Origin of the sequence: Paenibacillus stellifer, assembly GCF_000758685.1 — a bacterium.
Taxonomy (GTDB): Bacteria; Bacillota; Bacilli; order Paenibacillales; family Paenibacillaceae; genus Paenibacillus_AQ; species Paenibacillus_AQ stellifer.
The window spans coordinates 3,408,813-3,434,032 of record NZ_CP009286.1; the positions used below are offsets into that span (position 1 = coordinate 3,408,813).

Consider the following 25,220-nt stretch of genomic DNA (forward strand, 5'->3'; position numbering starts at 1 on the left):
TCCTAAACGCCAAGCGTTTTGTTAATGGCTTCGATAACGCGGTCAGCTTGGAATGGCTTAACGATAAAGTCCTTAGCGCCGGCTTGAATGGCGTCGATTACCATAGCTTGCTGGCCCATTGCGGAGCACATAATGACTTTCGCGTTAGCGTCAACCTTCTTAATTTCCTTCAATGCTGCGATGCCGTCCATTTCAGGCATGGTAATATCCATTGTAATCAAGTCGGGGCGCAGTTCTTTGAATTTTTCAATCGCCTGGGAACCGTCCTGGGCTTCCCCTACTACTTCGAACCCATTTTTGGACAAAATATCGCGAATCATCATTCTCATAAAAGCAGCATCGTCTACGATCAAAATTCGGTTAGCCATTTAAGAAAATCCTCCCTAATTTTTGCTTATTGTAATTTTTGCATCCGGTCCCATTGGCTTACGATATCCGTTACGCGAACCCCGAAGTTCTCGTCGATTACCACAACTTCTCCCTTGGCAATCAGCTTGTTGTTCACCAGGATATCAACAGGCTCACCGGCGAGCTTATCCAGCTCGATGATTGAGCCTTGAGACATTTCAAGAATATCCTTAATTTGCTTCTGGGTCCTTCCTAATTCTACGGTGACCTTCAGGGGAATGTCCATCAATAAGTTTAAATTATTTTCGTCGACGTTGCCGTACACGTTGCCGCTCAAATTGCCGAACTGCACCGGCTGTACGTTTACGTTCCGGGCTGGCGGTGCGGCAGGAGGAGGCGTCTGCGCAGCTTGTGGATACGGCGTTCCTTGAGGCGGCGCTCCATAAGGAGGCATCGCTCCAGGCATTCCGTAAGGCGGCATTCCATATGGCGGATAGTAATAGCCGCCTTCCGGCATTCCCGGATAAGGCTGCTGACCTTGCGGAGGCGTCTGGGCTTCAGGCGCACCTGCCGGAGGTGTCTGCTGTACAGGAGCCTGAGCCGGTTGAGAAGCCGGTTGAGCCGGCGCTTCGACCGCTGCGGCCGGTTCTTCAGCTGCTGCATCCCCGATCAGCATTGACACCATATTCTTGGAGAATGAAACAGGCAGAAGCTGCATGATGGTGGAATCGATCAAATCCCCGATTGTCAGACGGAACGAGATTTTGATCAGTGTCTCCTCTTCAGGAAGACTTCCCACTCCTTCACCGCTCGACATGTTCAGGATATCAATGCCCGGCGGCGAAATATTAACGAACCGGTTAAAGATCGTAGACATCGAGGTTGCGGACGAACCCATCATCTGATTCATCGCTTCCTGAACCGCGCTGATATGAATCTCGTTCAATTCCTCATCCTTGGGCTCTCCGCTTCCTCCAAGCATAAGGTCCGCAATAACTTGAGCATCGCGGATTTTGATTACGAGGGAGTTAATCCCCTGGAAACCGTCCACGTATTGAACATGTACGGCAACATGCGGCTTCGGAAAAGCCACTTCAAATTCACTGCGTGTAATGATCGAAACCTGCGGTGTCGTAATATCGACCTTTTTACCAAGCAGGGTAGATAAGGCCGTTGCCGCGCTGCCAAACGTGATGTTCCCGATTTCACCCAGGGCATCCTGTTCAAAAGGCGTCAGAAAGTCATCCACAGTCTTCGCAGCTGGCGAGTCTGTGCCTTCGGCAGATTGTTTTAAAAGAGCATCGATTTCTTCCTGGGATAAATAGTCCTTACTCGTCAAGCTCTTCAACTCCTTCATTGACAATCTCGTCAATCTGTACAGCGACCCGATCTTTAACTACTCCCGGGCTTCCGATAAATTTCGGTATGTTGCCAACCTTAATTGAAAGACCAGTTTCAACAGTCCGGTTCAGTGATATTACATCACCTACGCTCAGACCTAAAAACTCGGAAACAGAAATTCTCGACTCGCCAAGCTCGGCAACGATCGGAAGCTGTGCTTTCGTTACGTTATCTCGTATGGCTTGAATTTCCTGATCGTCCCGTGTCTTCTTCTCGGAGACAAACCATTGATGCACCGAGAGTCTTGCCATAATTGGTTCAAGCACAACATGCGGGATACATAGATTGATCATGCCTGTCGTATCCCCGATCTTCGTGCTAAGGGATATCAGAGCAATGGTCTCATTGGGCGACACAATCTGCATAAACTGCGGATTAGTCTCAAGAGCCTCTAATCGGGGCTCAATATCCAATACGGTCTTCCAGGCCTCCTGAAGGCTCTCGAAGCAGCGGCTGAATATACGCTCCATTATGGTAGTTTCGATTTCAGTCAGAGTGTTTACCTTGGTAGGCGCGGTTCCAACCCCGCCTAACAGCCGGTCCAGCATTGCATATGCGATATTGGGGTGAACTTCCATAACCATTCGGCCTTCCAATGGCTCGGCTTCAAAGATGTTCAATATCGTCATTTTGGGAATGGAACGGATGAATTCATCATAGGGCAGTTGCTCTACCTGAACCACATTGATCTGAACAAAGGTCCGCAGCTGTGCTGAAAAATATGTCGTGAGATATCGTGCGAAATTCTCGTGAATCCTCGTCAGACTTCGGATATGGTCCTTGGAGAAACGCAATGCCCTCTTGAAATCATAGGAGCGGATTTTTCGCTGAGTTTCTTCTTTTTTTAGTTCGTCTGCGTCCATCTCGCCAGATGAAAGGGCGGCAAGCAGAGCGTCAATTTCATTTTGCGATAGTACATCAACCACTCAATCACCCCCTTGGCTGCTTTAATCCTGTTACATGGATGCCAATATATAATTGGTTATTTCTACCTGAGTCACTTTACCCTCTGGCAGAGTCTTATTGATCAGATTAAGCAGCTTGCTGCACAACTGATCCTTGCCTGCTGCTCCGCTAAGTTCCTGCGGTTTCACATCGGCCAGGGTCTTGATAATCAGCGGTTTGATTTTGATATCCTTGATTTTCTCAAACTCTTCTTTCGCCTTTGCTGTATCCAGTTGGAACGCGAAGTTTATTTGAACGATGTAATCGGGGTCTGCAAGGTTAGTCTTGATCTCTGATATTTCAGAAGTCAGCTCAACGATTTGATCAGCCGTCAGGTTCTTGGTTTCGACCTGCTGAGCTACTTCATTTACAGGATTGTTCGTGTCACTTGGGAAAATCTTGTTCAATAACAGAAATGCGGCGACCACGATCAAAGTAATTGCGAGTAAAATCGTAATCAGCCAAGGCAGCATCTTTTTCATGAAAGCTCCTCCAGTGTTTGGACTTTAATGGTAGCGGAATTTGCGCCGATATCCTTATTGTAGTCCCTGATTTTGGCTATAACCTCATCGGCTTTTTCAAGAACAATCAGCCTTTTGCCCGTTACCAGTGTGATATAGGTGTCCGGGTTTTCCTCCACCATTTCTACCAGAAGGGCATTAAGCCACATTGGCGATCCGTTTAATCGTGTTACCGAGATCATACTAGGCCTCCTATGTCAGAAGAGCGCGCGTCTGCAGCAGACTTCGCAGCATTTCTGGTAAATAGTAAAACGGATAATCGGCGTGCGGCTTGTATCCCCACTATCCGGCCAAAGGAAGCTTTGACCGGATAATGAAGATAATGCTATAAAAAAGCGAAACGAGTCTATTATAATGCAAAACTTGCAGCTGCGTATACCAAAAACTTCCCGGCTCTATAAGCCTACTTACCGTTTCAGATTAACGACTTCCTGAAGCACCTCATCCGAAGTGGTAATAATGCGGGAGTTAGCCTGGAAGCCGCGCTGCGCCACAATCATTTCTGTGAACTCGCCTGTCAAATCAACGTTTGACATTTCGAGCTGTCCGGCGACGATTGCGCCAGTTCCTGATTCTGTGTTGTTGGCGGTTGTAGGCTCAAGGGCGCCTTCCGCATTGGCATTCAGCGTCATACGGTAAAGATTGCCGCCAATCTTCTCAAGCCCCTGTGGGTTGCTGACCTTCGCCACGCCGATCTGTACCCCAGCCTGTGTAGTGCCGTCGCTCATTGACTGAATAATGGTGCCGTCACTGCCAATGGAGAAGGAGGTTACATCGTCACCCAGAACAATGGCTTCGCCTGAGGAATCCAGTACATGGAGACCGTCCGAGTTAACCAGATTTCGGCTCGCATCAACATGGAAATCACCTGCGCGAGTCAGGAACGGAGTCTCTTGATCGTCATTAAGTTTGACAAGAAAGAAACCGTCGCCGTCGATCCGCAAATCGGTAGGGTTATTGGTAGTTTGGGCACTGCCTGCCAGGTGAAGCGTGTCTACCGATCCGATGCTTACGCCCAGACCGATTTGTTTGGCATTGACACCGCCGGCTCCGCCGTCAGTTGGAGCGGTAACGCCGGATACCGTCTGGCTCATAATATCCTTGAACATTACCCGCGAGGATTTGAAGCCTGTTGTGTTGACATTGGCGATGTTATTGCCGATGACGTCCAGCTTCGTCTGAAAGCCGCGCATGCCTGAAACACCGGAGTACATTGATCTTAACATTTAATAGATCCTCCCATTGGTGGAGCTAATCTTAGCTCCCGGATGTTTATTGTTATGAACCGCGTCTGTCGGTCGGCGGTTCTCCGGCATTCCGTTAGGGCCAGCCGGTTAAGAAATAACTACAGTACTGTCGATCTGCGTAAAAACATTGTTCTTCATTGAACTTCCATCCATGGCTGTCACGACGGTGCGATTCGGAATGTTGACGATGAACGCCAAGTCCTTCATCAGGATGAGCGATTCCTTGCTTCCTTTTGCCGCCGCTTGTTCAACGGCCGAGTTGATCTGGTCCAATTGCTGTGTTCCGAGCTGAATCCCCCGCTGCTCTAGACGCTTGGCAGCATGATTGCTGAACTTCAGCATATTCTGCTGCAGCATGCTCTCGAAAGACACATCGGATGATTTAGCCGAAGCTTGGCTGCTGCCCGGGCGCGCTACTATTCCCGGATGGCGAACGCCGGTATACATTTGACCGACTGTCATTTTTTCATTCATGAAGATGACCCGCTTTCCGTAGAAGCCGCGGTATCCGCATTCTGGATCTTCGTAATATCGGTTAGGGCAATCTTATCCTTGCCTACAATCGCATATTGAACGCCGCTGCTGACAACGATCGAATCTACGATTCCCGATTGTTCCAGAGAAGTCGAAGCGTCGAGCCAGCTGACATTTTTCCCGATTAGACCGGAAACCGCGCCAAGTGATTGATTTAACGTATTAAGCTGAGTGGAGATATTCATTAATTGCTCTACCGACGAGAACTGAGCCATTTGAGCGATAAACTCTTTGTCTTCCATCGGCTGCATCGGGTCCTGATTCTGAAGCTGGGTAATCAAAATCTTCAGAAACTGGTCTTTGCCAAGTGTCGAGCTGCCGGTCTTGTTGGTGGAAGAGTTGACATTGGCTACGTTCGATGATGAATAGTTCGGCCAGACATTCGATGTGGAAATGATACTGTCCGTGGATGCCATTTGTGTTCACCTCCCTTTTGGTAGACTTAGGCTTTCGCTGAGAATTGGCCTGCATGACTCTGCAGGTTCTGTCTCTCAGTCGCACGCCATTCCTTCAACTCTCCATCAAGTTCCGCTGCGAGAATGGCATCCTCGCTTTGAACGTTGCGCTCCTTGGAACGCCGTTCAGAATTCTGTCCGCCAGAGTTAGACTGCCGGCCTTCCTGGAACAGCTGGGATTGTGGTGAAGACGTGTTCTGTGTGACCTCCAACTTCTCAACCTGCAGTCCTTGCGACTGAAGCGCTGCGCGAAGCTGAGACATTTGATTCTCAAGCAGGCTCTTTGCATTGGAGTGTTCTGTCATGAATTGTGCGACGACTTGACCGTTCTGAAGAGTGATCTTGACGTCAACCTGCCCCAGATTCTCCGGAAACAAAGAGATCGTTGCCTCGGCAACTCCATTCTTCTTGACAATTTCAAGCTTGCCGGTGATCAGTTTGGTCATTTCTTCAGAGAACTTTCGAACGGGCACAGGCTGTTGAATCTCGGCTTTAGCCGATCCGGTAATACCATCTTTCATCAGAAGCTGGCCGGCTGTAACAATTTTCCCATCGTCCTGCGCACCCTTATTCGTATCTTCCTGGTTGAGCGCCCCGTCTTGACCTTGGCCGTTTGAGGATTCCTTCGCGGCTGTGCTCAGGCTAGCCTTAAGCTCCTGAAGCAGTGTAACCGGGTCCGAGTTGTCTGACGACACAGCGGTTTCAGAATGATTCCCGGCAGCATTCGCGACAACCGGATTCTGATGTCCCTGCAGGACTTGAACCAATTGACTGTCAATTTTCACATTTTTACTCTGAAGCGGCTGATTGATTTCTTCAGTACCTAACACCTGAACAGGTGCAAAGGCATTATTAACAGAGTTAGGCTGTACGTTGTCCATGATGGGTTCAAAGATTGAAGCAAAGCTTGCAACTAGTTTCTGAGCCTGAAGCTTGGTGGTCTCAGTTCCCGCTGAAGCCTCATTAAGTATTGCAGCCAGATTGTTCAGTTGATCTTGAACGGCAAATCTTACTGTCGCCGGATTCTCCGCGAGAGCAGTCAATTCTGTCTGTTGCCCGGGTTCAGCCTGATCATTGCCCGCCAGCACTGCGGCAGCTTGTGCAAGCCAGCCTTGAAGTGCAGCCAACAAAGCAGGATCTGACTCGATTGCATCATCTAGCTTCCCAAGCTCCGGGATGATTTCTTCCACCAGTTCTCCCAGGGTTGCCGGTTTAGTATCGTCGCCCTGATTGGTGTTGTTCGCTCCCTGCAAAATAGCCGCAAGGCTTTGCAGATTGATCGCCGTTTCACCATCGCCGAGCTTCCCGCTCAGACTTTGGCCGCCCAGGGTCTGAATCAACGTTTGCGAGAATAACCCTGCTGCTGACGTTCCCTGAACATTGGTCTGGTTAGCGGTGCCTGTTCCAGAGGTTTTGCCTGTCATTCCTGCACCTAAAGACATCATTTGAAATACGAGACTCATATTTGTTTTCACCTCCTTTCAAGTACAGTTTTATAATCTTATTTGCCGCCCATCAGCCTGTTCACAATCTTGGCCGTTTCACCGTTGGTGTCGTTCTTGGTCATCTCGGCAAGAATCGAAGATCTCACGCTGTCACTTACCGAGCTGAGAATCGTGACTACCTTATCCGGGCTGACGCTGTACATGGAAGACAGCAGCTTGGCTGCCTCGGTTGCAGGCATTGAAGTGAATGTCTGTGTTAGCGTCGCCTTGTCGAGATTTCCGCTGCTGGTTGATCCTGTCGATGCGGACGATTGCTGATTGAGTCTCGATTGAAGGGCTGCAATAGCCATATCGGAAGAATCGGTCGATTCTTTTAGCTTTACTGAAACATCCGCCGCCGTTTTGGGATCCATTTTTTCGAGAATCGCCAATTTGCTCTCATTGTTCATACCGCTAAGCAGTTGTACAACCTCATCCGTAGTCATATTCTTCATGATATTAGCAGCGTTTGCCGGCTTCATTCCCGCATACAGCTTGGTCATATCTGCAACAGCTTTCGCGTGAGGATCCTCCGTAGGCGAAGGAGTAGGCGCGCTTGCATCTTGAGCGGTCTGAAGCGACTTGATTTGATCCTGCAGGCTCTTGACCTGCTGATCCTGCGCCGTCTTCTGCTTCGTCAGCTCTTTAACTTTAGCCTCTTGTTCCGCAAGCTGACTCTTCAGCTTCTTGATCGTGGAAGATGAGCTTTCAGTCTGCTTGTCCTTCGTATCCGCGCTGTCCGCCTCTGTCGTCTCAGGATCGGGAATCCATTTCTCCACAATCGGGATTTTATTGGCCAGCTTAAGCATGTCATTTCGATAATCCATATTAAAGAGCGCCAGCAGAACGCCGATCAGCACGAGCGTAAATAGAATTGGAATCATCAGAAAAAGAAACCGTTCAAATTTGCCTGCCGCCCCTTCGTTCTCCAGCTCCATATCGTTCTGTGCCAAGAGTTTCAAGACCTCCAAATCTTACAGGGACTTCATCGCGAAGCGGACCGTAGCCATCTCGTCCAAATCATTCTGTTCCCGCAAGTTCATATTGTGCTGGAAAAGGGAAAGCGCCTTTTCTCTGGCTTTGAGCCACACCTTTTCGTCCAGAGCCTTCTCGTTGAGTTCGTCCTGCTTACGCACGACCTTTTGATGCGCAGCGTTGATTTGCTGATGCTTATGGACGATACGGTTTTCCAAAAAGTCGACGTAGTCCTGTAATTCCCTGATCTTATTCATGGATGAGCACTGCTCTGCCGCCGCCTGAAGTTGAAACAGCATTTCGTTCCGCTGTTCCATTAGTTCCGCCAAGCTCTTCTCTTGTGCTTCAAGCTCGCCTAACGCACTGGACAGCATCCACTCGGCTTGCGTGCGTTCATTGCCCTTCAAATCAACGACCTTCTGGAAATTATAATTAAATTTCATGAATTACCATTCAACTCCTTGAGAACTGGGAGATTAAATCCTGCTGGACTTCGGAAAGGGTCGTCTTCTCGTCAACTTTTTGTCTGGTGAACTCCCAAATCCGGTCTATATAAAAGATTGACTCGTCGATTTGAGCGTTCGATCCTCTTTGGTAGGCTCCAATATTAATTAAATCTTCCGACTCCTTATAGACAGCCATCAACCGCTTCACATTCTCAGCCGCTGCGATCTGATCCCTAGGAGCGATGTCTTTCATAACCCGGCTGATGCTTGACAGCACATCAATCGCCGGAAAATGTCCCCGGTTCGCAATACCGCGGTTCAGAACAATATGCCCGTCCAGAATACCGCGCACCGCATCGGCAATTGGTTCATTCATGTCGTCCCCGTCAACAAGAACGGTGTAAAAAGCCGTTATCGATCCGGTTGGACCGGTACCCGCACGTTCAAGCAGCTTCGGAAGGCTTGCAAACACCGACGGTGTGTAACCTCTCATAGCCGGAGGCTCGCCGACCGCCAAGCCCACTTCGCGTTGAGCCATTGCATAACGGGTGACCGAGTCCATCATGAGCATGACGTTCAACCCGCGATCTCGAAAATACTCGGCGATTGTCGTTGCGATAAGGGCTCCCTTGATGCGGATTAGTGCGGGCTGGTCAGAAGTTGCAACAATGACAACCGAACGCTGCAAGCCTTCTGGCCCCAAATCCCGTTCTATGAAATCCAGCACTTCTCTTCCCCGTTCGCCGATCAACGCGATCACATTGACATCAGCAGAAGTATTTCTGGCGATCATCCCCATTAACGTACTCTTGCCAACGCCTGATCCTGCAAAAATACCGACACGCTGACCTTTGCCAATCGTTAGCAGTCCATCAATAGCCCGGACGCCGATGCTGATCGGCTCCTGCACTCTCGGGCGATTAAGCGGATTGGATGGCGCGTTAAAGGTGGAACTATAAGGCATTCGTGCCGGGATAAGCGAACCGTCCAAAGGTTGTCCAAGTCCGTCAAGCACTTTGCCTAGGAGTTCGGAGCCAACCTGAACATTCAAAGGCTTGCCTGTCCCGACGACATCACAGCCAGGTCCAATTGCTTGAAGCTCACCCAACGGCATCAGAAGCACCTTATTGTCGCGAAATCCGACTACCTCTGCCTTAAGCGGTTTGCTTCCTTTTGCCGGATAGATGTAACAGACATCGCCTATGCTGGCATCCGGCCCTTCCGACTCCACCATCAGTCCGATAACCTGAGTAACTTTTCCGTTAATACGAACGGGATCAAAGCCCCTCAGCTGCTCTTTGTATTTGCGGGTATCAAGCATGCTCTTCACCATTTCTGTGATCCTCATTGTCAAGCGCCACTCTGATCAATTCTTTCTTGATTTCCTGCAGCTGGGTGTCAATTCGAGCGTCCACGCTTCCAAAAGAAGACCGGATCACACAGCCGTGATCCTTGACCGTCGAGTCAGGAAGAATTTGAAGCTCTGCCTGGGAATCGATGGCCAGTGTAAGTTCCTCGCGAGCCGCGTTAACAAAAGCGAACTGGCTTGGCGCGACGCACAAGGAGATAATTCCTTGCTCCCGTTTGCGGGCGAGGTTTCTTTTTATCAGTTCGACGGTAAATGCGGGCTCGATCGTCAGCTGCTTCTCGACTATTTTCTCGGCGATATCGCAGCTCAGCTCCACCAAAAAAGGCTCCGCTTCCTGAATGATCAAATCTCTTGCCTTATACGCCTCAGTCAGAACCGCCTGCGCTTCTTCCATTACAATAGCAAGTTTCTCGCGCATTTCTTTCTCGGCTTCCAACAGCCCTTCCTCATAGCCCTTGCTAAAGGCTTCGGCCTTAACCGCTTCGACCAGGTTCTCATCCTGATCTCTCCGGCTCTGCCACCACTCCTCCGCTTCGGCGCGGGCGGCTTCGATTATCCGCTCCGCTTCCATTGAGGCATCCCGCACTTGGCCCTCCGCAAATTCCTTGGCATCATGCAAGATTTGTCTCCGGGATTGCTCTGTCGCTTCGTAAGCGGGATCTACAAAAGCTGCAGAAGCATGATTTTCGGACTGAAGGTTCTCTTCTTCCTGAATGCCGGCATGCTGCCTGGCTATTTCCAGCCTTTTCAGCACATCAACAGGAACGTATTGGGAGTGTTTGATCAGTTTAGACAATAATGTCATCTCCTCCGCCGCGGGCAATTATAATTTCACCCGATTCTTCCAGTCTTCGAATCGTGCCTACGATGCGGGTCTGTGCCTCTTCAACATCACGCAGCCGAACCGGCCCCATGTATTCCATCTCTTCGCGGAACGTCTCCGCCATCCGTTTGGACATATTCCGGAAGATGACATCCCGGACTTCTTCGCTCGCAACCTTGAGCGCAAGCTGCAGATCGGAATTCTCGATATCCCGGATAATCCGCTGGATGGACCGGTTATCCACATTGACGATATCTTCGAATACGAACATCCGCTTCTTGATTTCTTCGGCAAGTTCCGGGTCCTGAATTTCCAGTGAATCCAGAATTGTACGCTCTGTCCCGCGGTCGACGCCGTTCAAAATTTGAACAATCGATTCGATGCCGCCGGCATTTGTATAATCCTGGGTTACGGTAGCGGACAGCTTCTGTTCCAGTACTCTCTCGACCTGGGATATAACTTCCGGCGAAGTGCTGTCCATGACTGCAATTCTTCTTGCCACCTCCGCTTGCTTCTCTTGGGGAAGCGACGACAGGATGGATGCAGCCTGATCGAACTGCAGATAGGACAAAACGAGAGCAATAGTCTGAACATTCTCATTCTGAATAAAGTTCAGAATCTGATTCGGATCCGCTTTTCGAGCGAAGTCGAATGGTCTAACCTGTAGTGTAGCAGTAAGCCTGTTGATAACTTCCAGAGCCTTTTGCTGACCAAGCGCCTTCTCCAGAATTTCCTTGGCGTAATTGATCCCGCCCTGAGAAATATACTCTTGAGCGAGGCAAATCTGATGAAACTCCGACATGATCATTTCCTTCTCGCCGCTGTCCACCTTGCGAACATTGGCGATCTCAAGCGTGAGCTGTTCGATTTCCTCGTCTCTTAAATGTTTGAAGATTTGGGCCGATACTTCAGGCCCCAAAGTAATAAGCAGTATCGCTGCTTTTTGTCGGCCGCTAAGACCCTGCTGTGCAGCCTTTGCCATAGGTTCACCTCTGTTCATCTGCAAGCCACGTGCGCAGCAGGTTTACGAATTCTTCCGGCTTTTTCTTAGCCAGGCCTTCAAGCTGCTTGCGTACTTGGCTCTCGTTCGTTACACTCTCGAGATTGATAGACGGGAACTCCGTCGGCATTTGAAGAGGTTCGTCTTCGGTTTCCTCTTCCGCATCGCTGCGACGTCGGCGTAAGAAGAAGTATCCTCCGCCCGCGCCGAGCAGCAGCGCCGCTCCTGCAATTGCCCAAATCATCCATTTCGCCATACCGCCCGCATTCTGAGCAGATGTGTTTACACCAACTGGCTGCACGGAGACCGAAACTTTTTTTGTTAAGTCAGCGTCTGTATAAGTAACTCCTGAATCCGCAAGCGATGCTCTGACAATATTGACCAAAATCGTACGAATAGCATCATTTGTTGCGGTATCCAAACTTGTTTGGCCATCAGGTGGTTCAACTGCAACATTAATGGTTAAATCTTTTACAGTATATGGCGTTGCAATGATATCCTTCGTAATTCTGTTGACCTCGTAGTTTCGCGTCTCGGAGGATTCCTCGGATGTACTGTTCCCGGTATTGCTGCTCGTCGGATATCCCGACACATCTCCTGAGCCGGTTCCCGCTACCCCGCCATCTGTGTTGCCAGTTCCCGTATACGTGTTGCTGATGATCTGCGAGCTGATTTCGATGCCCTTCATATTCTCGTTATCAACAGGTGTAACGAGATCCTCTTTACGGCTCTCTTTATCGAAATTAAGCTTGGAGAAGACCAGGACATCGACTTTGTCGGGACCTGTCAGATTAGCAAGAAACGCTTTTACATTTTTCTTGACTTCATCTTCAAATTTTTTCTGAAGAGCGAAGTTCTCTTCAACCTGGTTGGATACGCCGTTCTGGCCGCCCTTGGCCGATGGCATAAGTTCCGTCTCGTCGTTCGTAATGGTAATGTTATCGATCGGCAGATTCGGAATAGCAGTCTTCACCAGATTGAAATAACCGTCGATATTGTCCTGACTCGGCCGGAATCCCGGTTTGAACGAAAGGACAACAGATGCCGAAGCTTTCTCCTGGTCATCCTGGGTGGCAAACACAGTTTCTTTCGGCAAATTGACGAGCACCTTGGCGTCCTTGACTCCCTGCATCTTCTGAAGCAGCTGTTGGACCTCGCCGTTAAGCGCGTTGTTATACTTCACATTAAACTCGCTGTCAGTCGTGCCGATCATGGATGAACTCTCGTCAAAAACCTTGAAACCGATCGATCCATCCTGAACGATACCTTGTGAGCCGACATCCACTTTCACCCGAGCGGCGTCGGTGCTCGGAACGGAAATGCTGTGTCCGTCCGCGCTCAGCTTGTAGCTGATTCCGGAGGTATCCAGGTAATTGATAACCCCCGCCGCATCGGTGCTGTCCAAGTCCTGAAAGGCGACTTCATATTCGGTTCGGGTGAGTCGCATCGTAACAGCGATAATGATAATAATCATGATCAACAGCGTCGAAAAGAACAGAACCTTCTGTTTAACGCTGAATTTGTTCCAATACTGGGATATCCTGTCCCTGTATTGGGCGAATCTTTCATTCACAGTGTCACCTCATCCGAAACCAAGCTGGGATTATTTAGATCTGCGTTCTCATAATTTCCTGATAGGCTTCAATGACTTTGTTTCGGACCTGAGTAGTCAGCTGAAGACTGAGAAGCGCTTGCTGAGAGGAAATCATCGCTTCATCCACATTCACTTCTCCCAAAACAAACTTGTTATTCATGTCTTTTGCATTTTGTTCCTGAGCCGCCACCTGATTCAGGGCATCTTCAAGATAAGCGCCAAAGCCTTTGGATTCCCCATCCGCGAGTCCTGCCACTGACTGGGTTTCAGTCGTCTTCATCTGTAGAGGGGTTACGACCTGCTGTCCAATCGCAATATTCAACTTGTCTCCTCCTTGATTATTAATTGCAGTCTATACCACAATACTTTGTTACCCGCAAATCTGATTACTTGCCGATTTCAAGCGCCTTCGTAACCATCGCCTTGCTTGCATTGAACATCGTTACATTGGCATCATAGGAGCGCGAAGCGGATAGCATGTCCACCATTTCCTTGGTCGTATCCACATTCGGCATGTACACATATCCATTTTCATCGGCATCAGGGTGGGTCGGATTGTAGACCGGCTTCAGTGGTGATGAATCTTCGGTAATTGCGCGAACGCGTACCCCTTGAGTCCCACTGTTCATTTGCGATTGGAGGATATTGGAGAAGCTGTCGCTTTTCACTGATTCCAGCTCAACCATCTTTCTGCGATAAGGCACAGGCTTGCCGTCGACAACGGAAGCGCGTGTTGTTTCGGCGTTGGCGATATTGGATGAAATGACGTCCATCCGCAGCCTTTGAGCAGTTAAAGCCGAAGCGCTGATCCCAAAACTACTGCCAAAATTCATGTTTTACTATCTCCCTTCAATAGCCGATCGCATCATCGTAATCTGATTGTTAATCAGCGATACGTATGAATTGTAGCGAAGCTGATTCTCTGCGCTCAGGGCCATTTCCCGGTCGATGTCAACATTGTTTTCGTTGTTGTTCATGGACGTTTCCGTGTCGGTTTGCGTGGTCGGTGTTGGAACCGAACCAGCACTACCGAACTGGATATGAAGAGGATTGGTTGTTTTGGCGTTCAGAGTCGACTTAATGCCTTTTTCTTCCTGCTGCAACAAACTTTCGAACGAAACATCGGAACGTTTAAAACCGGGTGTATCGACATTTGCTACATTATTCGCCAGCGCGCTTTGTCGCAACGTGGCGGCGTCGATTCCTGTCTGCAGCCTTTGAAAGCTGATGCTGTTGAGCAATCCCATGTTTTTCTCCTTTCCAAATACTCATCATGAAAAGAATTCCACATTTTTTCCTGAAATCCTTCTGTATCGACAAAAATTGATAAAAAAAGCGACCTTTCCCGGATTTTCACCGAAAAATTAGCGATCGACAATTTCCAAACACTATGAAACTCGAATTGGTATATATTGATTCTCTTAGAATTTGTATAATATTACAATAAGAAAATAGCCCTATCTTTTTAAAAAAGAAAGGACTTTGCGATCTTTTTATCCAATTTGTGGCAATTTTTAACCAGATATTTCTTCTCTCTTTCATAATGTTCCGAAAATTCCCTTATTTTAGACATCAAACTCCAATTAACCGTTACTTCTTACCTAGACAACGGGTAGAAGCGTAGGGAAATCAAAGAATATACTGGCTTAAGTCGCGATCTTGCGCGATATCTGCCAGTTTTTCCCGGACATACTCCGGCGTAATTACCATTTTATCAAGTGTCAACTCCGGAGCCTCGAAAGACAAATCCTCCAGAAGTTTTTCCAAAATGGTATGCAGACGGCGTGCCCCGATATTCTCCATGTTCTGATTAACCGTAGCGGCGATTTTGGCAATTTCATAAATGGCCTCGTCCTGGAATTCAATCTCGATATCCTCAGTCGCCAGCAAAAGCGCATACTGTTTCGTCAGCGCGTTCTGGGGCTCCTTCAAAATGGACACGAAATCCTCCAGTGTCAGGCTGTTCAGCTCCACCCGGATCGGGAAACGGCCTTGAAGCTCGGGAATGAGATCGGAAGGTTTGGCTACATGAAATGCGCCTGCCGCAACAAACAGCACATAATCGGTCTTAACCGGGCCGTATTTCGTCACGACGGTAGAGCCTTCAACAATCGGTAGAATGTCACGCTGTACACCCTCACGGGAAACGTCGGGACCTGCACCTTTTCCCTGGCTGGCCACTTTGTCGATTTCATCGATAAAAATAATGCCTGACTGCTCCGCGCGCGCAACAGATTCCTGAATGACATCATCCATATCGATCAGCTTGTTCGCCTCATCCTGGGTCAACACCTTGCGGGCTTCCCGAATCGGCAGCTTGCGCTTCTTGGTCCGTTTTGGAAGTAGGCTACCGAACATCTCCTGCATATTCATGCCCATCTGATCATTGCCCTGCCCGGCGAACATATCGAGCATGGTAGGGGATGTGTCCTCAACATCGATTTCAATGATATCGTCCTCGAGCTGTCCGGCCAGCAGCTTGAAGCGGATGCCCCGGCGCTGTTCTGCGAGCGATGCATCGCCTTCCGAATCGTCTGCTTTGGCATCCTCCTGAGAGTTACCCCCGCCAAACAGCATCTCCAGCGGATTGCGTTGACTTTTGCTCTTGGATGAGGAAGGAACGAGAATGCGGACGATCCGCTCATTGGCCATTTCCTCGGCACGTTCCTTCACCTTCTCCGTCCGTTCCAGCTTCACCATACGGATCGCTGTCTCGACAAGATCACGAACCATGGATTCCACGTCGCGGCCAACATAGCCGACTTCGGTAAATTTCGTAGCCTCCACCTTGACAAAAGGCGCATTGACCAGCTTCGCGAGCCGTCTCGCAATTTCGGTCTTGCCCACCCCTGTAGGTCCGATCATCAGAATGTTCTTAGGCACAATTTCATCACGAACGTCTTCCGGAAGACGTCCCCGCCGGAACCGGTTGCGCAGAGCAACAGCCATCGATTTCTTGGCCTGCTTCTGGCCGACAATATACTTATCCAGCTCGGCAACGATCTGCCGAGGAGTGAGCGATTGGTTCGCCATGTCGATTTTCCACCTCTCCTGAAGTCGGTTATGCCTTCAACTCTTCGACAATAATATTGGAATTCGTATACACGCAAATTTCCGATGCAATCACAAGCGCTTCTCTTGCAATTTCGGCTGCGCTCAAATTAGTCGCATGGCGCTTAAGCGCCCGGGCCGAGGACAGGGCGAAATTCCCTCCAGAGCCGATAGCCAGCACATCGTCGTCCGGCTCGATGATTTCCCCGCCTCCGGAGATAAGCAGCATGCCGTTCTTGTCCATCACGATCATGAGTGCCTCAAGCTTGCGCAGCACGCGGTCCTGACGCCAATCCTTGGCCAGTTCAACCGCTGCTCGCTGCAGATTGCCGTGATGCTCCTCCAGCTTCCCTTCGAACTTCTCGAACAGCGTGATGGCATCCGCCACCGAGCCGGCAAAGCCGGCAATGACCTGCCCTCTGTACAACCGCCGGACCTTCTTGGCCGTCGTCTTCATTATCACATTCTCGCCAAAGGTAACCTGCCCGTCGCCTGCGATGGCGGCTTCACCGTTATGACGCACCGCACAGATTGTCGTTGCATGAAATTCCGGAATCATGCTCTTACCTCCTTTATTGCCTGCACTTGTTTAGCTATTCTGCCCGATATCCTCATTCACATTATGCGGCAATCCCGTCTTCCCCGCAAATTCGGCCAGACTGTCCAGCGCCCGGTGTGCCAGCATCTCGTTTTTCTCTTTTTTGTTGCGAATCCGGCGTTCCGGTTTAGGCAGAAGACCGAAGTTGGCATTCATCGGCTGGAAATGCTCCGGATCGGCCGACGTAATGTAAGCCGGCATGCTGCCGAGCACCGTATCTTCCGGGAAGACCAGCAGTTCCTCGCCAAGTGCGGCTCTGGTCGCATTGATACCGGCGATAAGCCCGGAGGCAGCTGATTCCACGTAGCCCTCCACCCCCGTCATCTGGCCTGCGAAGAACAGCCGTCCGCGCTCCTTCAGCTGGTAGGTCGGATGCAGCACTTTCGGCGAATTGATGAAGGTATTGCGGTGCATGACCCCGTAACGCACGTATTCCGCATTTTCCAGTCCGGGAATCAGCGAGAAGACCCGCTTCTGCTCTCCCCACTTCAGATGCGTCTGAAAGCCCACTAGGTTATAGAGCGTTCCGGCTGCATTATCCTGGCGGAGTTGAACGACCGCGAAAGGAAGCTTGCCCGTGTGAGGGTTGAGCAGACCGACCGGCTTCATCGGTCCGAACAGCGCTGTCTGCTTGCCGCGTTTCATCATGATCTCGATCGGCATGCAGCCTTCAAAGTATATTTCCTTCTCAAAGTCTTTTAGCGTCGCTGTCTCCGCATTGACCAGTGCATCGTAAAACACATCAAACTCTTCTTCACTCATCGGACAATTCAGATAAGCGGCTTCGCCCTTGTCGTATCTGGAAGCCAGATAGACTTTGCTCATATCGATGGAGTCCTTCTCCACGATTGGCGCCGCCGCATCGTAGAAGTAGAAATACTCCTCGCCAAGAAGTTCCTTGATTTCCGCGGACAGCGAAGGGGAAGTTAAAGGTCCTGTGGCGATGACGACAATCCCTTCATCCGGTATATGCTGGAGTTCTTCATTTATAACTTCGACGAGCGGATGACTATGAAGCCGCTCAGTGATTTCGCCAGAGAAGCCGTCACGGTCAACAGCAAGCGCACCCCCTGCTGGGACAGCATGCTTATCTGCCGAACCCAGCACCAGAGAGCCAAGGCGTCTCATTTCTTCCTTGAGAACGCCGACCGCGTTCCCGAGGCCATTAGCACGCAGCGAGTTGCTGCATACGAGCTCGGCGAATTTATCTGTGTGATGGGCCGGCGTCTTCACAACCGGTCTCATCTCATACAGCCGTACCGGCACTCCACGCGAAGCGATTTGCCAGGCTGCCTCGCTGCCGGCCAATCCTGCTCCAATGACGGTGACCGGCTTAACCGGGCCGGATGTATCCTGCAATATTTCTGTCAACTTGATACGACCTCCGTAACTCTTGATGATTAACAGGCCGCGGCTTCAGTTACTCCGCCGCTTCTTCCTCATTCTCTTCCAGCACTTCGCTGTGGTCACAGGATGTGCACTGAAGCTTCACGCCCTGCTTATTCCGTTTCTCGATCATCCAGGAGCCGCATTCCGGACAAGGTTTCGCGGACGGCTTATCCCATGAGACGAAATCGCACTCGGGATAATGGTCGCATCCGTAGAAGACGCGGCCCTTCTTGCTCCGGCGCTCCACAACCTTGCCTTCATGGCATTTCGGACATTCCACACCGATATCCTTGATGATCGGCTTGGTGTTCCGGCACTCCGGAAAGCCCGAGCAGGCCAGGAACTTGCCAAAACGGCCTAGCTTATATACCATCGGCTTGCCGCATTTCTCGCAAATCTCGTCAGAGACCTCATCGACAATCTCGATCTCTTTCATTTCTTCTTCGGCGACTTCCAGACGCTTCTCGAAGGATTCGTAGAATTCGCCCAGTACCTTAACCCAATCTTCGACGCCTTCCTCCACGTGGTCGAGATCACCTTCCATATGGGCTGTAAACTCGACATCCAGAATTTCCGGGAAGAACTGCTCCATCTGCTCGATAATGAGCTCTCCGAGCTCCGTCGGCATGAACTTCTTCTCTTCGATCGCGACATAGCCGCGTTTCTGGATTGTCTCCAGAGTCGGAGCGTACGTACTAGGACGACCGATTCCCAGTTCCTCCAGCGTCTTCACGAGCCGTGCTTCCGTATATCGCGGAGGCGGCTGTGTGAAATGCTGCTTCGGGTCGATTTCCTTAACAGAGAGCTTATCCCCCGATTGAAGCTGGGGCAAATATTTCTCTTCCTCCGTCGTTCCGTCGTCGTTCCCTTCCACATAAACCTTCATGAAGCCTGGAAACGACACTTTGGAGCCGACCGCCCGGAAAATGGCATCGCCCGCCTTGATATCCACCGACAGCGTATCGAGTACGGCAGAAGCCATCTGACTGGAGACAAAACGTTCCCAGATCAGCTTATACAGTCTGAATTGGTCGCGGCTGGTGAACTCTTTAACGGATTCCGGTTCCCGCAGGGCCGATGTCGGACGAATCGCTTCATGCGCATCCTGGGTCCCGGCCGCTTTCTTCGAATATTGGCGTGGAGTCTCCGGCAAGAAGTTCTCGCCGTACTTGCCTGTAATCAGCTCCCGGGCTTCATCCTGTGCCGTAGTCGAGATCCGGGTGGAGTCCGTACGCATATACGTGATGAGACCAACGGTTCCTTCCTTGCCAAGCTCCACACCCTCGTACAGCTGCTGCGCGACGGACATGGTCTTGGCCGCCCGGAAGCCCAGCTTGCGGGCCGCCTCCTGTTGAAGTGAGCTTGTCGTAAACGGCGCCGACGGGTGACGCTGTCTTTCTTTCTCCTTCACTTCGGAGACAATAAAGTCGGAGCCTTCAATCGCTTGTAATACTTTCTGTACGTCGCTCTCCTTGCCAAGTTCCAGCTTTTCACCGTTCAGCTTATAAAATTTCGAGTCGAACAAGGTGTCCCGGATGGCAAGCTTAGCCGTAATCGTCCAGTATTCCTCAGGCACGAAGGCCGAGATTTCATTCTCACGGTCCATAATGATCTTAACGGCAACGGATTGCACGCGACCTGCGGAGAGGCCTTTTTTGACTTTCTTCCATAAAAGAGGACTGATCTTGTAGCCCACGAGCCGGTCCAGAATGCGTCTGGCCTGTTGGGCATTGACAAGGTCCATGTTGATTTTGCGGGGAGTCTTGAATGCGTCCTTCACTGCCTGCTTGGTGATTTCGTTAAAGACAACCCGACAATCCTGGGTATCGTCCAGTTCGAGAGCATGCGCCAGATGCCAGGCGATCGCTTCTCCTTCGCGGTCCGGGTCAGCCGCCAGATATACTTTTTTAACTTTTTTGCTCGCATCCTTAAGCTCTTTCAACACAGAGCCTTTCCCGCGGATTGTAATGTATTTGGGATTGAAGCCATTTTCGACTTCCACGCCGATCTGGCTCTTGGGCAGGTCGCGAACATGTCCCATCGATGCTTTTACGATATATTTGCTGCCTAAATATTTGCCAATCGTCTTCGCCTTGGCCGGCGACTCGACAATGACCAATGAATCCGCCACAGAATCGTCCTCCTAAAAGTTTTGTAAGCGTTGCTCCTTGAATGTTCTTCGCAAAACTGACTTCGGAAGCACGTGCTTAGTTTTGTAAGCGTTGCTTCATGAATGTTCTTCGCAAAACTGACTTCGAAAGCATCCGCTAAGTTTTGATAGCACTACTCGCTGAAATTACTTCGTTAAATTGATTCAGAAGCATTCGCTTAATTCCCAAAGTGCTGCCTCTTTGTTCTGACATCGCAGAATTAGATTCGGAAGCAGGCGCTTCGTTTTGTTTACATAGCCACTTGTATGTTCTTCGTAGAACTTTCTTCGGAAGCAAGCGTTAAAATTGTTATAATAACTTCCCTGAAATCACTAAGCAAAGTCACTGCGATAGCACCCTCACGTATCGAAAGCATAATCCTCCGACCTTAGTTTGTCAGCAACCAGCAGCCGATTATCAGGTGCTCGATCAACCAGTGGATGCTGCATTGCTGCACACTTGATTGCGATCTATAGACTAAGCCTTTACAGCTGGTTCTCTCTCTCGCATCCTGTCCTATCCAAGGGGAATTGAAACCAAGTTCCCTATCCTATCACTTTATATACCGAGCCTGGAAGGGATGTTACCGCTTTTTTTACGATTAAAGATAACAGAACCGAATGCAAATGTCCAAAATCGAGCCCGGTCTTCTCCAGAAGCTCATCCAATGTACATGGCTCCTGATGCAGTATATGGTATAGGCGAAGCTCAGCACTTGTCAAATTCTTTTCCGGCTGAAGACGGTTGGAATCTGTTTGTAAGACCGATGAATCGCCACTACTTTTCTCTTTTTCAGGAATATAATGGCTGTAAAGATCCAGAATATCGCTCGCTTCCGTAACCAATCCAGCCCCCTGTTTAAGCAGTTCAAGTGTCCCTCTGCTCTTGGGAGAAGTAATAGGTCCAGGAACGGCAAACACATCGCGGTTGGATTCAAGCGCTGCTGCCGCTGTAATTAGAGAGCCGCTGCGGTTATCCGCTTCCACCACAAGAGTTCCAAGGGTCAATCCGGCAATAATCCGGTTGCGCTGCGGGAATAACCCCGGATGGCTCTTCGTCCCAAAAGGGTATTCTGTCACGACAAGCCCATGACGTACAATGCGTTCCATAAGCTCCCGGTTCTCCGGGGGATACACCTTGTTCATCGGTGTCGCCATTACCCCAATTGTTCCTCCAGCCCGCTGCAAGGAGGCCTCATGACATACGCTGTCAATTCCGCGTGCCAATCCGCTAACAACGCTCAGACCTCCATCCGCCAGTTCTTCAGCAAGAACGGAACCCACCCTCCTGCCGTACGCTGTAGGAACCCGGGTACCGACGATTGCGATTCCCGGAGCATGCATAAGCTCTTCACGGCCGCGAAAGTACAGCACCCACGGAGGCTGGGCGATCTCCTTCAGCCGAACCGGATAGCCCGCGTCAAGCAAAGTTATGCAGCCGATCCCGGCGGACCCGTTCTGCCGGATTCGCTCACTGACCCATTCGGGAGTGAAGCGCTCGGCAAGTTTTGCCGATAATTTGGGTGTTAATCCGATATCTTCCCAATCCTCTTGTTTCAGCTCAAACGCCAAATCCGACAAAAATCCCGCCTTGCGGATTTTGTCGATGCTCTTCCAGCCAATCCCCTCCACCTCGTGAAGTCCCAGTAAAATGTCCCGTTTATTCATATGCCATGCACTCCTGTCCGGAAGGCGCACCTCCCCTATTTTGGTCCAAGCTATTAGCAAAAGCAAGACTGTTGCGTCACATGATCGATCCTGACAGCAAAAAAGCAACCTTTTATCCCCATTAGGAAATAAAAGGTTGCTTACCTTTGCCGCTATTATACCTGAAATCCGTTGATGCGGACAGCGGAATTAGTGTGACGTGCAGGCGTTAAGAATTCCTTTTTCCTCCAGAATCCGAACCAAAGTGGAGCCCATTTCGGCCGGAGTCGGGGCTACAGTGATGCCGCACTCCTCCAGCACGGCAATTTTCTCAGCGGCGGTGCCTTTGCCACCGGAAATGATAGCGCCAGCATGCCCCATCCTTTTGCCTGGAGGCGCAGTTGTGCCGCCAATGAAGCCGACGACCGGCTTGGTCATGTGCTCGCGCACCCAGTAGGCGGCTTCTTCCTCGGCTGTCCCGCCAATCTCGCCGATCATAATGACCGCCTTCGTCTGCGGGTCTTCATTGAACCGTCTTAGAATATCGATAAACTCCGAGCCCTTCACCGGGTCGCCGCCAATCCCTACAGCCGTCGATTGACCGATGCCGCGGGCCGTCAGCTGATGAACAGCCTCGTAGGTCAGCGTTCCGCTGCGCGAAACGACTCCGACGTATCCCGGCATATGAATGTAGCCCGGCATAATGCCGATTTTGCACTCGCCCGGCGTAATGACACCAGGACAGTTAGGTCCGATCAGCACCGTAGAGCGGCCTTCCATAAAGCGCTTTACTTTGACCATGTCCAGCACCGGAATGCCCTCGGTAATACAGATAACGAGATCAAGCCTGGCATCCACAGCTTCCATGATCGAGTCCGCAGCAAAAGCCGGCGGCACATAAATGACGCTTACGGTTGCACCCGTCGCAGCCTTGGCTTCAATTACTGTGTTGTAGATCGGCAGGGATTTGATTTGTCCGTTATCCAGCTCGATATCAACCGTCGTTCCGCCTTTGCCCGGTGTGACGCCGCCCACCATCTGCGTACCGTATTCCAAAGCGCCCTTTGTATGAAAAAGTCCCGTAGATCCCGTGATGCCCTGGGTAATCACTTTCGTATTTTTATCGACAAGAATGCTCATGTGTTCACATCCTATTCTTATAGTAAAAACGCCGAATTTGCCCGGGACGGGTTATTGTACGAGCGCGACGATCTTTCGGGCGCCGTCTGCCATGGAATCGGCCGATACGATATGGAGTCCCGAGCCGGACAATATTTGCTTGCCCAGCTCCACATTGGTTCCTTCCAGACGGACGACGAGCGGCTTAGTCAGACCGAGCTGGCGAGCCGCCTGCACCACGCCGCTGGCAATGACGTCGCAACGCATGATTCCGCCGAAAATATTGATGAAGATGCCTTTGACGCTCTCGTCGGACAAAATGATTTTGAACGCTTCCGTAACCTTCTCCGCCGTGGCGCCGCCGCCGACATCCAGAAAATTGGCAGGCTCTCCGCCGTAATACTTAATTATATCCATCGTGGCCATTGCGAGGCCCGCCCCATTCACCATGCATCCGATATTGCCGTCAAGCGCAATGTAGCTGAGATCAAACTTCGATGCCTCGATTTCCTTCTCATTCTCTTCATCCAGATCGCGCAGCGCCACGACATCTTTATGCCGGAACAAGGCGTTGGAATCGAAATTCAGCTTGGCATCCAAAGCCAGCACGTTGCCATCGGCTGTAACGACGAGAGGGTTGATCTCAGCAATGGAGCAGTCCTTGTCGACAAAAGCTGAATAGAGCGCTTGCATAAACTTGACCGCTTTCCCGACCAGCTCGTTCGGAATGGAAATGTTATAGGCCAGTCTGCGTGCCTGAAACACCTGCAGTCCGACAGCCGGATCTACAATTTCCTTATAGATCTTCTCGGGATGCTTCGCCGCCACTTCTTCGATTTCGGTTCCGCCCTCCTCGGAGCCCATGAGGACAATTCGTCCCGTGCCCCTGTCGACGACAAGCCCGATATAGTATTCCTTCACAATCTGGCAGCCTTCCTCAATAAGCAGGCGCTTGACCTCCTTGCCTTCCGGTCCGGTCTGGTGCGTCACCAGCGTCTTGCCCAGTATTTCGCCTCCATAAGCGCGGACTTCATCCAGGCTCTTTGCAACCTTGACGCCACCCGCCTTGCCTCTGCCGCCCGCATGAATCTGCGCCTTGACCACGGCAACCGAACCGCCCAGCTCCTGCGCTGCGGCTACGGCTTCCTCCACCGTGTATGCAACCCTTCCATTCGGGACCGCAACCCCATAGCTCCTTAGCATTTCTTTGCCCTGATACTCATGGATATTCATTCTGGAAGCCTCCTAATGTGTGGCGAACAGCGCAGCTGTCTTTCGCACTTGTTCGCTTATACGTTTGGATTGCCAATGAGTCGGGTCATAGGATTGCTGCATCCTGTATTCCTATGGCACACGGAAGAAACCTGCCGTTCCCCCCGCATGCTGACAATGAAGAACACTGTCAAATTAGGAAACCCAGAATATTGTAACATGAATTTTAAGCGCTTTCCTTAAAAATATTCACATTTTATACACAGATTTTCGCATGATTTCATGCCGAAATGCGATTGATCTTATTGCAAAATTAATCACATTCTCTCCGCAATATTCGCCTGGTGAACACGGTTCAGCAAAGAACGGAACTGGCCCAACAATTCGGCAAATTCGTCCTTCTCCATGGTCATTCCCTCAGCCATGAGGGACGGTATGCACTTCGCGTCATCTTGCAGCGCCCATCCGTTCCCGGTTGGAGAAATAAGGACCTTACGCTCATCCTCCTGCGAGCGCTCCCGCACAATGAGACCAGCGGCCTGAAGACGTTTCAGCAGCGGAGTAAGCGTCCCGGAGTCCAGATACAGCGCCGTGCCCAGTTCCTTCACCGTACACTGCTTCTTCTCCCAGAGCACTAACATAACGAGATATTGGGAATACGTGAGTCCGAGCTTGTCCAGCAGAGGCTGGTACAGCTTGGTGATCTCCCGAGAACACGCATATATGGTAAAACACAACTGATTCTCCAGCAGCAGTTCCGGGATCGGGTTCGAATTGGATGATTGGTTCATCGAGTATGTCACCTGCTTTCTTGAATTGATTTTATCACAAATTGCGGATAAATTCTTGTTAATTGCGAAAAAATAGTTTGACACAACTTATTTTTGTGTTAAATTAGATTGTGTAAAATATA

26 protein-coding genes are annotated in these 25,220 nt (G+C 50.4%); all 26 read right to left on the bottom strand.

Annotated elements, in window-relative coordinates; translation table 11 throughout:
• Positions 1-2 precede the first annotated feature (2 nt).
• The gene (locus tag PSTEL_RS15705) at positions 3-368 is read right to left on the bottom strand and encodes a response regulator (protein WP_019910416.1); all 366 of its coding nucleotides are present in this window, start codon (positions 366-368) and stop codon (positions 3-5) included.
• A gap of 26 nt (positions 369-394) precedes the next feature.
• Positions 395-1,687 carry a flagellar motor switch phosphatase FliY gene (gene fliY, locus PSTEL_RS15710; protein ID WP_038696721.1) on the bottom strand — a complete coding sequence of 431 codons (1,293 nt, stop codon included), beginning with the start codon at positions 1,685-1,687 and terminating at the stop codon, positions 395-397.
• Complete coding sequence (gene fliM, locus PSTEL_RS15715) at positions 1,677-2,675, bottom strand: flagellar motor switch protein FliM (RefSeq protein ID WP_038696723.1); 999 nt, start codon at positions 2,673-2,675, stop codon at positions 1,677-1,679. Before fliM ends, fliY begins: the two co-directional genes overlap by 11 nt.
• Before the next feature lie 30 nt (positions 2,676-2,705).
• Complete coding sequence (locus PSTEL_RS15720; protein ID WP_038696726.1) at positions 2,706-3,176, bottom strand: flagellar basal body-associated FliL family protein; 471 nt, start codon at positions 3,174-3,176, stop codon at positions 2,706-2,708.
• Positions 3,173-3,397 carry a flagellar FlbD family protein gene (locus PSTEL_RS15725; RefSeq protein WP_038696727.1) on the bottom strand — a complete coding sequence of 75 codons (225 nt, stop codon included), beginning with the start codon at positions 3,395-3,397 and terminating at the stop codon, positions 3,173-3,175. The genes PSTEL_RS15720 and PSTEL_RS15725 overlap by 4 nt, the downstream gene beginning before the upstream one ends.
• A gap of 225 nt (positions 3,398-3,622) precedes the next feature.
• Positions 3,623-4,441: a flagellar basal body rod protein FlgG gene (gene flgG, locus PSTEL_RS15730; RefSeq protein WP_038696729.1), complete on the bottom strand. Its 819-nt coding sequence runs from the start codon at positions 4,439-4,441 to the stop codon at positions 3,623-3,625.
• A gap of 108 nt (positions 4,442-4,549) precedes the next feature.
• Positions 4,550-4,936 (bottom strand): TIGR02530 family flagellar biosynthesis protein, encoded by a 387-nt coding sequence (locus PSTEL_RS15735; RefSeq protein WP_038696731.1) that lies wholly within the window; start codon positions 4,934-4,936, stop codon positions 4,550-4,552.
• Positions 4,933-5,412 (bottom strand): flagellar hook assembly protein FlgD, encoded by a 480-nt coding sequence (gene flgD, locus PSTEL_RS15740; RefSeq protein WP_038696733.1) that lies wholly within the window; start codon positions 5,410-5,412, stop codon positions 4,933-4,935. The genes PSTEL_RS15735 and flgD overlap by 4 nt, the downstream gene beginning before the upstream one ends.
• A gap of 26 nt (positions 5,413-5,438) precedes the next feature.
• Complete coding sequence (locus PSTEL_RS15745; protein ID WP_052098544.1) at positions 5,439-6,914, bottom strand: flagellar hook-length control protein FliK; 1,476 nt, start codon at positions 6,912-6,914, stop codon at positions 5,439-5,441.
• A 38-nt stretch (positions 6,915-6,952) separates the two neighbouring features.
• Positions 6,953-7,888, bottom strand: a complete 936-nt coding sequence (locus tag PSTEL_RS15750) for a MotE family protein (protein ID WP_052098546.1) — start codon at positions 7,886-7,888, stop codon at positions 6,953-6,955.
• 21 nt (positions 7,889-7,909) lie between these two features.
• Positions 7,910-8,353, bottom strand: a complete 444-nt coding sequence (gene fliJ / locus PSTEL_RS15755) for a flagellar export protein FliJ (RefSeq protein ID WP_038696735.1) — start codon at positions 8,351-8,353, stop codon at positions 7,910-7,912.
• 10 nt (positions 8,354-8,363) lie between these two features.
• The gene (gene fliI, locus PSTEL_RS15760; protein ID WP_038701051.1) at positions 8,364-9,677 is read right to left on the bottom strand and encodes a flagellar protein export ATPase FliI; all 1,314 of its coding nucleotides are present in this window, start codon (positions 9,675-9,677) and stop codon (positions 8,364-8,366) included.
• Positions 9,670-10,521, bottom strand: a complete 852-nt coding sequence (locus tag PSTEL_RS15765) for a FliH/SctL family protein (RefSeq protein ID WP_038696737.1) — start codon at positions 10,519-10,521, stop codon at positions 9,670-9,672. Before PSTEL_RS15765 ends, fliI begins: the two co-directional genes overlap by 8 nt.
• Positions 10,514-11,530 (bottom strand): flagellar motor switch protein FliG, encoded by a 1,017-nt coding sequence (gene fliG, locus PSTEL_RS15770; RefSeq protein ID WP_038696739.1) that lies wholly within the window; start codon positions 11,528-11,530, stop codon positions 10,514-10,516. Before fliG ends, PSTEL_RS15765 begins: the two co-directional genes overlap by 8 nt.
• Positions 11,531-11,534: 4 nt before the next feature.
• Positions 11,535-13,121, bottom strand: coding sequence for a flagellar basal-body MS-ring/collar protein FliF (gene fliF / locus PSTEL_RS15775; protein WP_038696741.1), 1,587 nt, complete (start codon positions 13,119-13,121; stop codon positions 11,535-11,537).
• Between the two features lie 34 nt (positions 13,122-13,155).
• Positions 13,156-13,422 (bottom strand): flagellar hook-basal body complex protein FliE, encoded by a 267-nt coding sequence (gene fliE / locus PSTEL_RS15780; RefSeq protein WP_052099258.1) that lies wholly within the window; start codon positions 13,420-13,422, stop codon positions 13,156-13,158.
• A gap of 106 nt (positions 13,423-13,528) precedes the next feature.
• Entirely contained in the window at positions 13,529-13,975 is a 447-nt protein-coding gene (gene flgC, locus PSTEL_RS15785; RefSeq protein ID WP_038696746.1) for a flagellar basal body rod protein FlgC, read from the bottom strand.
• Between the two features lie 6 nt (positions 13,976-13,981).
• Positions 13,982-14,389 carry a flagellar basal body rod protein FlgB gene (gene flgB, locus PSTEL_RS15790; RefSeq protein ID WP_038696748.1) on the bottom strand — a complete coding sequence of 136 codons (408 nt, stop codon included), beginning with the start codon at positions 14,387-14,389 and terminating at the stop codon, positions 13,982-13,984.
• Between the two features lie 382 nt (positions 14,390-14,771).
• Positions 14,772-16,175, bottom strand: a complete 1,404-nt coding sequence (gene hslU, locus PSTEL_RS15795; RefSeq protein WP_038696750.1) for an ATP-dependent protease ATPase subunit HslU — start codon at positions 16,173-16,175, stop codon at positions 14,772-14,774.
• Positions 16,176-16,203: 28 nt separating this feature from the next.
• Complete coding sequence (gene hslV, locus PSTEL_RS15800) at positions 16,204-16,752, bottom strand: ATP-dependent protease subunit HslV (RefSeq protein ID WP_038696752.1); 549 nt, start codon at positions 16,750-16,752, stop codon at positions 16,204-16,206.
• A 30-nt stretch (positions 16,753-16,782) separates the two neighbouring features.
• Positions 16,783-18,153, bottom strand: coding sequence for an FADH(2)-oxidizing methylenetetrahydrofolate--tRNA-(uracil(54)-C(5))-methyltransferase TrmFO (gene trmFO, locus PSTEL_RS15805; protein ID WP_245625198.1), 1,371 nt, complete (start codon positions 18,151-18,153; stop codon positions 16,783-16,785).
• Between the two features lie 58 nt (positions 18,154-18,211).
• On the bottom strand, positions 18,212-20,311 hold the full coding sequence (gene topA, locus PSTEL_RS15810) for a type I DNA topoisomerase (protein WP_038696754.1): 2,100 nt from the start codon (positions 20,309-20,311) through the stop codon (positions 18,212-18,214).
• Positions 20,312-20,875: 564 nt separating this feature from the next.
• Positions 20,876-21,997, bottom strand: a complete 1,122-nt coding sequence (gene dprA, locus PSTEL_RS15815; RefSeq protein WP_038696756.1) for a DNA-processing protein DprA — start codon at positions 21,995-21,997, stop codon at positions 20,876-20,878.
• 189 nt (positions 21,998-22,186) lie between these two features.
• Positions 22,187-23,116, bottom strand: coding sequence for a succinate--CoA ligase subunit alpha (sucD, locus tag PSTEL_RS15820; protein WP_038696758.1), 930 nt, complete (start codon positions 23,114-23,116; stop codon positions 22,187-22,189).
• 51 nt (positions 23,117-23,167) lie between these two features.
• Positions 23,168-24,328, bottom strand: coding sequence for an ADP-forming succinate--CoA ligase subunit beta (gene sucC / locus PSTEL_RS15825; RefSeq protein ID WP_038696760.1), 1,161 nt, complete (start codon positions 24,326-24,328; stop codon positions 23,168-23,170).
• 296 nt (positions 24,329-24,624) lie between these two features.
• Entirely contained in the window at positions 24,625-25,098 is a 474-nt protein-coding gene (locus PSTEL_RS15830) for a MarR family winged helix-turn-helix transcriptional regulator (protein ID WP_038696762.1), read from the bottom strand.
• Positions 25,099-25,220: the final 122 nt, after the last annotated feature.